This is a genomic window from Bacillus hominis (genome assembly GCF_030348325.1).
GTDB classification, from domain to species: Bacteria; Bacillota; Bacilli; order Bacillales; family Bacillaceae_G; genus Bacillus_A; species Bacillus_A hominis.
Genome location: NZ_JAUCFS010000005.1, coordinates 2,099,956 through 2,112,367, shown reverse-complemented (window position 1 = coordinate 2,112,367; position 12,412 = coordinate 2,099,956). Strand labels below are relative to the sequence as shown.

General features: G+C 36.4%; 13 protein-coding genes. 3 read left to right on the top strand and 10 right to left on the bottom strand.

What is annotated here, in order from left to right; genetic code table 11:
• Positions 1-261 precede the first annotated feature (261 nt).
• From QUF93_RS13305 to QUF93_RS13295, 3 genes are all read right to left on the bottom strand, one after another.
• Complete coding sequence (locus QUF93_RS13305) at positions 262-855, bottom strand: ABC transporter permease (protein ID WP_289359082.1); 594 nt, start codon at positions 853-855, stop codon at positions 262-264.
• A 189-nt stretch (positions 856-1,044) separates the two neighbouring features.
• Positions 1,045-1,422: an ArpU family phage packaging/lysis transcriptional regulator gene (locus QUF93_RS13300; RefSeq protein WP_289359081.1), complete on the bottom strand. Its 378-nt coding sequence runs from the start codon at positions 1,420-1,422 to the stop codon at positions 1,045-1,047.
• 44 nt (positions 1,423-1,466) lie between these two features.
• Positions 1,467-1,640 (bottom strand): hypothetical protein, encoded by a 174-nt coding sequence (locus tag QUF93_RS13295; protein WP_289359080.1) that lies wholly within the window; start codon positions 1,638-1,640, stop codon positions 1,467-1,469.
• 1,538 nt (positions 1,641-3,178) lie between these two features.
• Between QUF93_RS13295 and QUF93_RS13290 the strand changes: the two genes are divergently transcribed.
• The 3 genes from QUF93_RS13290 (at position 3,179) to QUF93_RS29035 (ending at position 6,627) form a co-directional block, all read left to right on the top strand.
• Positions 3,179-3,457 carry a hypothetical protein gene (locus QUF93_RS13290; RefSeq protein ID WP_289359079.1) on the top strand — a complete coding sequence of 93 codons (279 nt, stop codon included), beginning with the start codon at positions 3,179-3,181 and terminating at the stop codon, positions 3,455-3,457.
• A gap of 2,256 nt (positions 3,458-5,713) precedes the next feature.
• Complete coding sequence (locus tag QUF93_RS28875; RefSeq protein ID WP_353050844.1) at positions 5,714-5,860, top strand: exosporium leader peptide-containing protein; 147 nt, start codon at positions 5,714-5,716, stop codon at positions 5,858-5,860.
• Positions 5,861-6,033: 173 nt separating this feature from the next.
• Entirely contained in the window at positions 6,034-6,627 is a 594-nt protein-coding gene (locus QUF93_RS29035; RefSeq protein ID WP_289359078.1) for a hypothetical protein, read from the top strand.
• 488 nt (positions 6,628-7,115) lie between these two features.
• Here QUF93_RS29035 and QUF93_RS13280 read toward each other — a convergent pair whose 3' ends face one another.
• The 7 genes from QUF93_RS13280 to QUF93_RS13250 all read right to left on the bottom strand — a co-directional run bounded on the left by QUF93_RS13280 (position 7,116) and on the right by QUF93_RS13250 (position 12,365).
• The gene (locus QUF93_RS13280; protein ID WP_353050843.1) at positions 7,116-7,691 is read right to left on the bottom strand and encodes a sigma-70 family RNA polymerase sigma factor; all 576 of its coding nucleotides are present in this window, start codon (positions 7,689-7,691) and stop codon (positions 7,116-7,118) included.
• Positions 7,684-8,085: a hypothetical protein gene (locus tag QUF93_RS13275; RefSeq protein ID WP_289360976.1), complete on the bottom strand. Its 402-nt coding sequence runs from the start codon at positions 8,083-8,085 to the stop codon at positions 7,684-7,686. Before QUF93_RS13275 ends, QUF93_RS13280 begins: the two co-directional genes overlap by 8 nt.
• Positions 8,086-8,651: 566 nt before the next feature.
• On the bottom strand, positions 8,652-8,837 hold the full coding sequence (locus QUF93_RS13270) for a hypothetical protein (RefSeq protein WP_088058632.1): 186 nt from the start codon (positions 8,835-8,837) through the stop codon (positions 8,652-8,654).
• 5 nt (positions 8,838-8,842) lie between these two features.
• Positions 8,843-9,652: an ATP-binding protein gene (locus QUF93_RS13265; RefSeq protein ID WP_289375968.1), complete on the bottom strand. Its 810-nt coding sequence runs from the start codon at positions 9,650-9,652 to the stop codon at positions 8,843-8,845.
• The gene (locus QUF93_RS13260) at positions 9,606-10,436 is read right to left on the bottom strand and encodes a DnaD domain protein (RefSeq protein ID WP_289359076.1); all 831 of its coding nucleotides are present in this window, start codon (positions 10,434-10,436) and stop codon (positions 9,606-9,608) included. Before QUF93_RS13260 ends, QUF93_RS13265 begins: the two co-directional genes overlap by 47 nt.
• Positions 10,437-10,607: 171 nt before the next feature.
• Complete coding sequence (gene recT / locus QUF93_RS13255; protein WP_289375349.1) at positions 10,608-11,414, bottom strand: recombination protein RecT; 807 nt, start codon at positions 11,412-11,414, stop codon at positions 10,608-10,610.
• Between the two features lie 15 nt (positions 11,415-11,429).
• Positions 11,430-12,365, bottom strand: coding sequence for a YqaJ viral recombinase family nuclease (locus QUF93_RS13250; RefSeq protein WP_289359074.1), 936 nt, complete (start codon positions 12,363-12,365; stop codon positions 11,430-11,432).
• Positions 12,366-12,412 lie beyond the last annotated feature (47 nt).

The following is a 12,412-nucleotide window of genomic DNA, read 5'->3' as shown; positions in this document are numbered from 1 at the left end:
TTTCGTCCTTTTTGCGGATTCTTACCGCCCTTGCCCGTTCTTCGGTAACGTTTTGATAAAGGGGCTACGCTATCCCCACACTATTCTTTTTTCAAAGAACTGTATAGGTATAGCGTAATATTGATTCTGTTTTGAAAAATCCCCGAAAACGTCCCCTTTTTCATCCCCATTTTTATCGAAAAAATAGACCTGCATAAACACAGCTCAAATATAAATTAGGGACTGTCCTTAGATAAAATTACTGACAAGATTTCATATCACTTATGCTTTTGGAGACGGGAATCTCGCAGCTTCAAAATGCGTACTATTTTCCACATTAGAAATAACTCCAGCTACGCTACTTTGTGCGAAAATCTCGACTAAATCCCCTGCATTCAACTGAATTATTGATGAAACAGCTACAACATTAGCAAAGTTTATTGGACCAAAAAAATCATTATCTATTGCAATCGCTGGATTTCCATTAACACGAATTTCTACACGCGCTCTATAATTTACATTTGGATTATCAGGAAGGAAAGCAATCGTTCCAATAACAGAATAAACACCTCTTGTCTTTGGAATAAAAATTGATGTAACTGGATTATACTCATTCGCTAAATCAAATTGTTCATTTTGGAATAAAACTTTAACAAAAGTATTTGCTGGCACATTTTGATTAGCTGTGCTCACAGCTCTAAAAGCAGACGCTCTTACAAGATTGTCCCCTTCATCAGAACAACAATTTACTTTTACATTAACCCAAGGTTTTTCCTCATGCTTTTTATCACATTTTTCATAACTCTTACTGCTTTTATGACAATCATGATATTTCTTTTTGTAATCCTTACAATGGTCACAGTAATAATAAGACATACTAGATTCCTCCTTTAAATTTGTTACTACATACTATGTAAGGTAGATTAGAAAGGTTTGGACGAGCTGTTACTATTTTTAATAGAATTAAAAAAGCCCCATCCAAAGAGTGGGGCAAAGAGATACTATAATATGGAATCCAGGACACTTACATCATATACCATCTATATCACCAGCACAAAACCTCGTTCATATAATCCCTAAAGCCGTAGCTATCAACTGAATAGCACTTCTTTTCTTCTCATAAAACGGATCACGTTTCATCATCAGCTCATTGTATACATACGAATCTTTAACCTTCCGATTCCCTAGGTACTTCATTTCAATTATATTACGCTCATCTTCATCAAGAGCATATTTTAATGTCCTTTCAATTTGTTTAAAACGTATCTCATGATTTTTATCGTCACCTTTCATTTTCGGAAAAAGAACGATGTCCCCCGCTTGAGCCTGCTCTTCTTGATTTTTCATCCGGACACACAATGCTTTGTAGTTTTTCAGCTCCTTCACCACAAGTCTTCGCATCTCCTTTTCATCGATGTCCTCAAAAAATGACAATTGATTCATACGATACGGTTCCCCTCCGTTCGTTCTGGTTACTATTTAGGACATTACTTCATTTCTTTTTGACATTCTTTTAAATAATCGATAGCCTCTTGAACCTGTTCTTTTGTTGAAAGTAATTCCATCACATTACCTTCTGTGTTATATACACGGATCGTTCTTTCCTTGTGCTCCATCCCTAACATTCCATCATCACCTAAAAGCTTTACGTTACCTTCCATTCTTCCAACCTCGCTATCTATTCAAAGGATTATTTTGTAACAAATTTATAAAATCCATCTTCATTGAGCAATTTGTATCTAAAAGGAGTAATTACTAAAATGTTGAAATACATATTACTTAGCGTTGGTTGGATTGCATTTTTCGGAATATGGTGGGCTATATTCTTTCATTAAATACATCTCCCTCTTGAATAAAACTCAATATTCTGTCAATAATGTAGATAGGCTGTTAGCCAGAACTCATTTAAAGTAGTTTTCTCTGTATCTCCTTGTAGGGAGCAGTTAGCTTTTGCTAGCTGCTCTTTTGCATACTTTGTTATATTTAAACCCATACTAAACATTAGTTATGTGTATACATGACTAAAATTTCTAATAACAAATTTACTGTTCAAATGCATCCTTTGGTTATTCTCCTGTTGGATGCATTTGAACTTTACAAAATGAGATTTTTATTAAACTCATTTTCACTCCCACATAATATTTTTAATTCTGCTTTTACTATAGCTGTAACTCAAAGTTACATATCATTTACTTGTAGGGCCTAATTTTCTTTTGTACAACAAGTAGTTAGCTAATTGAGCTAGCTACTTTGTCGTGCAATATGAAGTTTTTTAATTCACTTTACCCGATGAATAAACTTTTAAGTTTCTAACTATACTACTCATGAGCTATTACAGATGTAGCTCAATCTTTCCAAATCACATTTGTTCGTTCATTTGGCAGGCAGTTCATTTACCAACTGTCTGCCATCTTATTTTCATTGATCCTTTATTATAAAATTCAAGAATTAATTCCCACAAATTGTAGATGTTATAGGTAGGCTAACAGCCATCTTAGTTTTCCCATGAAATTGTGCGAATCACATATCCTTTAGAGAAAGTACTAAGAACATTGCAGTTAGCTTAATTAGCTAGCTGCTTTGTTTGTTAACCATTTTTTGTACGAATACAGTTTATATGCATAACTTTTAAATTGAAATCCATACTATATTTAGGTCTTAATATCTAAAACCCTTATTTCAACCTTAGACCTAACAAATCGCTCCTCTCCCTTCCCTGGGGCTAAGCAGTTAGCTATTGCTAGCTGCTCTTTTATTTTTATTAGATTGATGCACCAAAAAATTAAGAAAACTATGGAACTTCCAATGAAAATTAGGTGAAAAACATAGAAAACGCAAACCTAAAAAGGGTAAATATAATGTTAATTGAGCATTTCAAACGTAAAGTAATAAGATAAAAAACCTATTCTATTTTTGGGTTTTACATTATAAAATTTAATTTTCATCCCAAAGTGAGGGTTTCACTCCTACACTTTGTAATATCATTATCTCGTGAATTATTTTAAAAAAACTCACTTATACATATATTTATACGTATGAATTATTTTACATTCAATTGAACTAACGGTTGCATGCTAATTAAAGAATGAATTAATAAACTATCAAATGCCCCTTTAACTAAAAAAGGATGCTTGTCCATGTCAGATAGGGTATTTCTTTCATATCTTGTAATATCTTCATAGAAAGGAGAGAAGATCCTATGGGAAATGTTGTGATACAACAAACAGAAGAATGTCCTACATGTCCAGAAGGCACTGTTTGTGAAGCGAGTGATTTACTATGTATAAACATTCCTTGTACGACTACGGTAGTATTGTTGGGATTGATTCGGTTAAATATTGGTCCATTATGTATTCGAGTTAGTTCAGTAGATGATTTGGCAAAATTCTCAGATGAAGAGAGACTTGCCAAAGAACGACAGATATTTGATGAGCTAAGAAATACTCTCCCACATTTAAATTCACTGTTTAAAGAGTAACAGTTAGAAGGACACGATTGCTCAACAAGAGCAGTCATTTTGTTTACTAACGGAGGCAATAGTGAAAGAAGGGAATCGTAACATTGATTCCCTTTTATTTTAGGTATGCTAACAGCCATATTAGTTTTCCCATGAAATTGTGCCGAATCACATATCCTTTAAAGACAGTACTGAGAACATCGCAGTTAGCTTAAGTAGCTAACTGCTTTGTTTACTGGCTGAATAAATTCAAAAAATATGTTAATGCTATAGATACACCAAGTTGAAATATGAATGACCATTGTATTCTTCTTATGCATGGAGTAGTTAGCTTTTGCTAGCTGCTCTTTTTTATTAGTCTGATTATAAAATTTTGTTCTTATTTCTTTTTCACACCATATACTTCTAACCTAGACCCAGTTCATAGAGTTACCTCCTTTCTTAAAGAGCACTTGTGCATGGTGCTCTTTTTTAGTTTCTTTTTTTCTACATAATGCAGTTTTTATTAAAAATTTGCACAACAATGAATAACTCACATATATTATCGTGTATGCCACACTGCTCTCTCATAACCAACTAAAAAGAGCATTACTTGAAAGTGCTCTTTTTAGTTTTGCTTGAATGAATATCCAATTTATGTATATACTTTGAATACGTCAATCTGTAACAATTGGTTTTCCTACAAAACGGGGCAGTTAACTTTTGCTAACTGTTCTTTTGTTTTCACCATTTAAGCAGGTTTTGAATATATTAAATTCTACCTCTCTCTATAACGTGAGCTAGCCACTTACTCTATTTTTACAAAGGGCACTAATTGATAGTGCTCTTTTTAGTTTTTTCTACAAAATGAAATTCTTATAAGCTTGTCACCATTTTATAAGACAAACATACCTTATAGATATAAGACGTGCTCACTCATCTGTCCTCTTATTAAAAGAGGACTTTTTTTATTAAACTCATCACTCTAACATAATTTATGCATATACTGTTTTGATGAACGAAACTCACTGGTTTTCATAAAAGAGCTTCCGACCAGTAGACGGAGCTCTTTTTACTTTTAAATCTAGCTACCAAATAGCGTTTTTGTATAAAACCTTTCACATTTAAACTGGACAAGCATATGTTATTGTATGGAGACTCTCCACTCATAAGATTCTTATCTTTCTTGTCTAAGAGCATGCTTATATGTATGCTCTTTTGATTTGCTATTTAATAACGTTTTTGTTCAATTTATACCTTTTAATCCTCACGCTTTGTCAAAATATAATCTTTTATATCTTTCAACTTATTATGATGCAAGGGTCTACACTAAATTGTTAGACAAGCATAAAATAAATTGAGTCTAATAATAAAGGAGAAATAAATATGCAAAACCGTTACATGCTTACAGTCAAACTCACCTCATTTAACGGGGCAACGCTGACTGGCATTACTATAGAAGGTATCACGCTGACAGCGAACGTCACGTTAAGAACAACCTATCACCAAGCAATTCTCAATCGATTTCCCCCTCAGGACCCAGTTCGTCCCCTAGTCGTGAACTATAACGTAGCCGTCAAATCTGGCAGAAGATCTGCTATCTTGAATGCCGTGACGCAGCTCGCGAATGCTGGGGTAAGCGCGCAGGTCCGTCTGGATTCCTGCAACAATACCGTGGCATCCTTCCGTCCCGTTCCCTCAATAATATAAGTCAGATATCCGTCACAGTTGGATACCTTTATAACTGCGGAACGTGACGGGTACGTAGATGTTCAAGTGAATAGTCCTAAAATTTATAATTAGTAACTTAGCCTTATATTTATCGATATGCCCAGCTCTACAGAAGTTACGTATACATATCAAGATACAGTTAACATTTCAAATATTGGTTTCATTTTCCATTCCACTTTTTTTGAGACAACAAGCCCTCCGGTTGTTGTCTTTTTTTCGCCATTCAAATAAGGATTTTGTATAAAAACTGCACAGACATAAAAAACATACATACAATATGATGTGCACCTTTTTTCTATATGACTCTTGGTCAATGAGCGCCTTGAAAAGCGCTCTTTTTATTTAAATAACTATTTTGTTCACATTATTCCGAGACATGTATATACTATGCTATACGATATGCGATAGCATTTACACGGCCCTCTTATAGGGCTTTTTTTATTTTTATTCGGTATCAAAATAACGCTTTTATTAAAGTTCCATTGTCTATTTCCTCGCTTGTCCATTTCACTTTGCTCTACTCCTGCATTTACTATTAGTAATACGAACTTTAAGAGGTGAATTATATTGGACGAGTTTTTATCTTCTGCTGCATTAAATCCGGGTTCAATTGGGCCTACACACTCCCGCCTATTTTTCGTCATTCACTTTATCAACAGGGGCAACAGGGCCAACGGTATTGACTCAGGAAGCTGCCCCCCTTATATATATTGAAAGCTGTTTGGAGTAAACTCATGTTCCTTATATATTATGGAATGGGTTTATATTTGTGACATAAGGGCTTTTTCCTTATATTTGTGACATAAGGGCTTTTTCCTTATACTTGTGTGTTAGCTAATTCATAAGTTATAGAGTGTAAGTAGGTGAATGATAAGGATGGTGTGAAAATGAGTAAATTTAATAAGAAGTTTCATATTCCGTGTGAATGTTTTCTCCCCCCAGTGCCAATACCTGAAGCTGGGCCACCAGGACCGGCAACCTTTTTTGTCCAATTTACTAACCCAACTGCGATCATCATCAATGGAGATACACAGGGACCAGCTGTCCCTTATCCATCCGATATTGTAGTTGCAGGCGTTCCGGGTACCATTATTAAAGTAACAGCCACGTTACACAGTATGTCTCATACTTTCCCGGCTGACCTTGATATCTTGCTAGTTGGACCACTGGGACAAAATGTTATGCTTATGTCAGATGCAGGAGGGGGAAATAATATTGTCAATGTCACGTTAACATTTGACGATGATGCAGCAACTCAAGTACCAACTCCAATTGTCTCTGGTATGTATCAGCCGACAAATCTTGGAGGTGGTGATGTTCTCCCTGCACCAGCTCCAGCACCACCGTATGGCTCTGCATTAAACGTATTCAATGGGACAAAGCCAAACGGTACATGGCGTCTTTTTGTTTTTGACGATGCAGGTGCTGATAGTGGAACTATCGCTGGCGGATGGTCGCTAACAATCGCTACAGTTGTATAACACTATACTTTCTCAGGTTTCTATTTTGCATTAGTTATAACAAAAAAGCCAATCATGTTATTAATTGAGTTGCTGAGACTGAGACTATTCATGAAAGGCTTTTTTGTTCTTATAAAATCCTAATTACATAATAGAGGACACCATATCATTCTGGGGAAATTGTACACTACGGACTACAAAACCTTATCATTACAGCTCTTTTTTATGGTGAGTACATGTTCAGAAAGATAAAAACTTAAGTTTAATTGAACATTGATTTGTTTATCCACTTTATTCCTGCACCAATAGCTGTAAAAAAGAACCGAGCATGAGATACAGTCCTAATGCAGTTAAAATCATTTCGCCACCCCCTGACTCTTGCCGAACGCTACAGCTCTTTCGTTGATTCGTTTTAATATCCGGCTAATATGCGGTTGACTCACTCCAGCACGATTACTGATTTCTTGTTGTGACTTATTTTGTGAGTGCATATCCCAGACAATCATTTCTCAATCCTGTAAAGTGTGAACAAAAGAATTAACCAACATTTCATCCTCAATCTCTTCTGTTTTACTCATTGACCATTCATCAACCAGCATTTGTTCTATTGTTAAATCATCGTCGCCATTCCCAGCTGAATGAGCTACCTCATGTAATGATTTTGTTATTTGTTGATACTGTAAGGCTTCTTCAATCTCTTGTAGGGGTACATCTAACTGCTTACTAATTTCTTCTGGTTTCTCTCCCAAAAGTCCCTGATTCATGATTTTCCCTTTTAAGTAATAAACATCACGTGGTACCTTTACCTTTTGAGCGTCCCTAATGTTCACTGCGATTATGCCGAATATCTTTGGAATGGCGTAGGTAGAAAATTTGCATCCATACGTAGGGTCCAAACCCTCTCTCGCTTTCAGTAAACCGATCATGCCGTATTGAATTAAATCATCTATTTCTAATCCCGTATTACTTTTTATCACTTCAGCTGTCGAACTGTATTTTTTCCAAACGAAATTATAAACTAGATTTTTGTATTTTTTCATAAACTCATAATCCGACAGAGCTTTCACATCAACTATTTCAGGCATTCTCCCCACTCCTTTTAATTTCCCGCATTAAAGTTGGTCCTTCCCAAACACCAGCTTGTTTCCATTGTTGTTTCATTTTCCCGACATAAGAAGGGCTACGATCATACATAATGCTGATATCTTTATCTGGGATACCTTGTTGATTCAATTCGCGTACACGTTCTGGAGTAAGTCCCATTGGTATATCCTTTCGCTTTCCACCACGATCTTTCGGCTCTGTATCAAGGTATCTACCCAACTGGCGTAATTCTTGACCAGTCGGGCAATTGTTACAAACACTGATACTAAAACATGCTTTTTCCGAACGATTGTAATAACAACGTCTGCATTTCTGCTCTATGATATCGCCAATTTCGTATGTGATTTGGATGCGTTCTACTTTCGTTTCACTCATTAACCGAATTATTTCACATACACTATTCACTATCGATGCCATTCTTCTCTTCACCCCTTGAATATTTTTTCAAAACCAATACATACTATTTTCAAGCCGCCGTATCCACGGCTAATACTTCTTTCTTTTGTTACAGTAGTAAGCAGGTAGGTTCTTCACTTATCTGCTTTCTCTGTATATTTTTTAAAATATCGAAAAAACTACTTACAAGCTGTTTGAACTAGCAGCTTCACTCTTCTTGTAATGGGAAAGCAATTTATCACAATTAGCTAACTCATTCAACTCACTGGCAGACAACCAAAATTGTTGTCTGCTTTTTGTATGAGAATTTTCTTTTTACATATACTACTTTTGAGCCGATATACCAATACGAGTCATTTTGGTGTTTTGAATTCCTTCTAAGGTCATTTGTTGCATAGATTATTACATCTTTGACAACACTGATTAAAAGCGTTTTTCTGGTTATTCGTAGTTCTAATCCAGATTAATTTTTCTCCTATAAAGGACAGCAGGTACAACTGCTTGTCCTTTTTTACTTATACTGCGTACTTTCCTTTTGGTTAGCCTCAAACAACATTGCTCACGCTGCACCCCTTTTCCCATTCTGCAAACCTTTGTAACCAAGCTTCCCAACGTTCTTTTTGCGTAGCTTCTTGCTGTTTAGCCACCTCACAATCACAACCCTTCGTTTCAATCACACCAGGATAAATTTCTTTATAGATAATGCCTGTGTTATTGCATTTAGGGCACATATCATTCACTCCTTCTCACGATAATCTTCGCCTTCTACAGCGATTAAATAATGTTTACTCATACCGAACAATCGACTCTTGGCTGCATAACCAATCTTTTCAGGTAATGTTTCATCATCTTCATTTGAACTGAATAAAATAGGTAAATTATGTCGATACCGATAATCAATAATTTGATAGTAGAGGTTCTCTTTCGCTTCTGACCATTTTGACTTCCCTAAGTCATCCCAGATGAGGACCTCTATTTGTTTTGCGTGATTTAACAATCGATTAAATTCTTTCTTATCATCGTTCATCATCTTTGCTGCAATGAGATCGTCCATGAAAGTTCCGTCTGATATAAGCAGTACGCTATGACCTCGCTTCATAAGATACTTTGCTGCAGCTACTTGAAGATGTGTTTTACCAAGCCCGAAGCTATTGTGTTCTCTCTTCGCTTGCGCGCGCTTTGTTGGCTCTAGTTGTTTAATCCGAAGCTCTCCAAATGTCGCGATGAAACCCAGGCTATTTTGTTTTGTTTCCTTGATCTCTTTGAAGTTCTGCAAGTATTTTCCCATCGTGCTATACAAAAGCTTTTGTTCTTCTGTTTCTCGTTTGTATGAATCAAACCGAGCATCTGTAAATTCTTCTGGAATCATTGCGTTTTTTAACCTGCGTTCTAATACTCGCTGTGCTTTACACTCGCAATCCTTTTGCATAGCCACTCGCATTCCATACTGATTCACTTCTTCGTAAAAAATCACTTCCGAATCATGACACTTTAAACATCTATACTCGTTTAATGAAGCTTGGCATGTTTCGCTCTCGGCTTGCATTTTCTTCCTCATAGCTTCTGCTCGTACCATAACCTCTGCCAGTGCGTTTCCGATGTGTTGCATTATCTACACCACCTCTTTGGTTTTTATAATCCTCATCAAGCTTGATTACATCTGCTATTGTTTTCACGTTACTTTTTTGCCAGTTGAATAAAATACCGCTAATGTATTTCCATCGTTTTGCGTTCTGATCCACTGCTCTATCGACAGCTTCCATAATGATTTGGCTACCTAATACATCATTAAATTCTCCAAGGTCCTGCATAGCTGTTTCACTTAATGGAATGTTGTTCTGTAAAAGGTAGTTATAACTTTTTTGAAATTCTTCATCTATCAAAGGATGCTTATCTACATCATCATTAGTTAGATTAGTACTTAGTAAATTATTAGTACTTAGTAGTGTTTGATTTTCCATATGTGGCTCGACCATTTGTGGAAAATCCATTCGTGGAATTTCTACATGTGGGTTTTCCACTTGTGGTTTTTCTGTTTGTGGAACTTCGTATATAACAGTGTCCCACTTAGTGATTTTTCCTTTCTCATCTTTTATAGGAAACCTTTTGACATATCCATGTTCTTTAAGTTCCTTCATACCTGAATACAAGCTACTTATTTTATCTTTCGAGTGTGTAGCTATCTCTTCCATGTAAAAAACCCAATCATCAGGAAGTGATAATATATAAGCTAAAATACCTTTCGCTTTCCAACTTAAACGATCATCACGAAGACCTGTATTATTGATGGTTGTATAATTTTTATCCTTACTAACTCTAAAAGTTGCCATCCCATCTACCCCCTTGTGCAAATCGCGATGTAAAACTCATTTTCCTTAATGACTTTCTCTATCCGATAACCTGGATAACCAATTTGTATATAACGTACAATCAACTGTTTTAATTCGTCTGTTGATTGTGCTCTCTCCCACAACTTGCGAGAGAGAAGCACCTTTGATGTATTACTCACCTTCAATCACAAATTCAGCTTGTCCGTTACCTTCAGTTGAGTGTTCTACTTCAATTGGATCTGCTTCAATGAATACTGGTTCTTCCGTGATATCTTTGCGAACCACTTCGTCATGCTGCGCTTGTGACTGAACTTCAATACTGATTGGTAAGTATTTAAATATGTAACGAACCACTGTCTTCTTAGCCATTTCCTCATAATCTGTCTTCCACGGGCTATAGTTCGAATTAGCGGAAGCTGAACGACCTCGGCGCTTTTCAATTTCACTCTTCGGCATAAATTCCATTTGGTGTCCGCCATCCTTGAAATGAGCTACTGCATACGCTCCAATAAACTCGCCACGATCACCGAATGATGGTTTGTGTTTCAGTTGCGGATGTAAACCTAATTCGTATTCGAACTCATCATTTTCATACACCGCATGTGCATAAATGCTTTGAATATGGCCGGAACGTCTTGCTAAATCAATCATCCCTTTATATCCGATAATGAAAGTCGCTTCACTCTTGTACGGTAAGATGTAGCAATGCCCTAGTAATCCAGGCTCAAGCCCTAACTGTACTGCTGACATAACGGCTCCCATCAACGACGGTACGCTGCATTCAAGCAATTTAGGATTTGTACGAATTGTTGTAAGAGCAATCCGACTCATACGGTCCATATCCATATGCTTTGGTAATACCGCAGCCATCTTAGGACCCATTTTCTTCATATACGCTTCTACTGTTTGTTCCGGAGTTGCTGGTACGCTCGCTTTACGATTTGCTAATTGATTTTTCACATCTTTGTTCGTTGCCATTGTTTATTTCCTCCCTTATTTAACCGTGAATTTTCTTGATTTAGATTCTTTAGCATACTGCTCATATAAATCAGGGTGTTCCGCTTTAAATCGCTTGCTATCAAAACGATTTGTAGTGTATGCCTTCCAATAAACTGTGTAGTTCTCAGTTCCACCAGCTTCACTTGTACCGAGCTTTGCTTTGATTTTGTTTTCGTACTCTGCCTTTTGCTCTTGGAGTACTTTAATCTCTCTATCCACTTGATCACGAGCTTCAATCAAAAGCTCTTCTTGTTTTCCTAAACTTACAAAGCTATCCGCAATGGATTCTGGATATAAATGTTTAAGTAGTTCTGTTGATGCATCCGAACCATCAAACATCGGTGGCTCATTCTTCTCAACATTGTTGAGCCAAAAGTCTTTTTCAATATCGATAAGGTACTGAATCAATTCCTCATCACGTTCGATTTTTTTATGAACAAACTTATTACCGCCAATCAGTACTGCAATCCACCATGCTTCATATCCTGTTACAGCCATATAATGTTGACACTGGAGAAGATAAGCCGCTGGAACTTCTTCATCCTCCCACTCTTTTTTTAAATATTCCGACGCTACTTTACATTCAAGGCCAATCTTTTCACCGACAATCAATCGGTCTACATTTGCAAGCATCCACGGGTATTCAGAATGCTGTAAAATTGCGTTTCTACGTTGCACCTTTAAATCCATACGTTTTGCAAACTCATTCGCAACTACCTCTTCCAAAACGTTACCGAAATATGCCGCTTCACTTTGTATAGCTTCTTTTTCAATCGCTTGTGTTTTTTCAAAAAATACTTGAACTGCTGATTTCCATTTATTTAAACCTGCGATAGCAGAAACATCTGAACCACCAATACCTTGTGTACGTGCTTGTAGCCACTGAGCGTGGTCCATGTTGAGTGTATTAACCAATACTTTTGCTTGCATGTTCTATTCACTCGCTTCCTGTGATATACTAGCTCTGACTTATTTTT

Bases quoted from the DNA above. Each gene is read 5' to 3' on its own strand.
- QUF93_RS13295 (WP_289359080.1), bottom strand. From the start codon at position 1,640: ATGGAAGGTAACGTAAAGCTTTTAGGTGATGATGGAATGTTAGGGATG.
- QUF93_RS13250 (WP_289359074.1), bottom strand. From the start codon at position 12,365: ATGCAAGCAAAAGTATTGGTTAATACACTCAACATGGACCACGCTCAG.
- QUF93_RS13270 (WP_088058632.1), bottom strand. From the start codon at position 8,837: ATGTGCCCTAAATGCAATAACACAGGCATTATCTATAAAGAAATTTAT.
- QUF93_RS13275 (WP_289360976.1), bottom strand. From the start codon at position 8,085: ATGAGTGAAACGAAAGTAGAACGCATCCAAATCACATACGAAATTGGC.
- QUF93_RS13280 (WP_353050843.1), bottom strand. From the start codon at position 7,691: ATGCCTGAAATAGTTGATGTGAAAGCTCTGTCGGATTATGAGTTTATG.
- recT (WP_289375349.1), bottom strand. From the start codon at position 11,414: ATGGCAACGAACAAAGATGTGAAAAATCAATTAGCAAATCGTAAAGCG.
- QUF93_RS13260 (WP_289359076.1), bottom strand. From the start codon at position 10,436: ATGGCAACTTTTAGAGTTAGTAAGGATAAAAATTATACAACCATCAAT.
- QUF93_RS29035 (WP_289359078.1), top strand. From the start codon at position 6,034: ATGAGTAAATTTAATAAGAAGTTTCATATTCCGTGTGAATGTTTTCTC.
- QUF93_RS13290 (WP_289359079.1), top strand. From the start codon at position 3,179: ATGGGAAATGTTGTGATACAACAAACAGAAGAATGTCCTACATGTCCA.
- QUF93_RS13265 (WP_289375968.1), bottom strand. From the start codon at position 9,652: ATGCAAGCCGAGAGCGAAACATGCCAAGCTTCATTAAACGAGTATAGA.
- QUF93_RS13300 (WP_289359081.1), bottom strand. From the start codon at position 1,422: ATGAATCAATTGTCATTTTTTGAGGACATCGATGAAAAGGAGATGCGA.
- QUF93_RS13305 (WP_289359082.1), bottom strand. From the start codon at position 855: ATGTCTTATTATTACTGTGACCATTGTAAGGATTACAAAAAGAAATAT.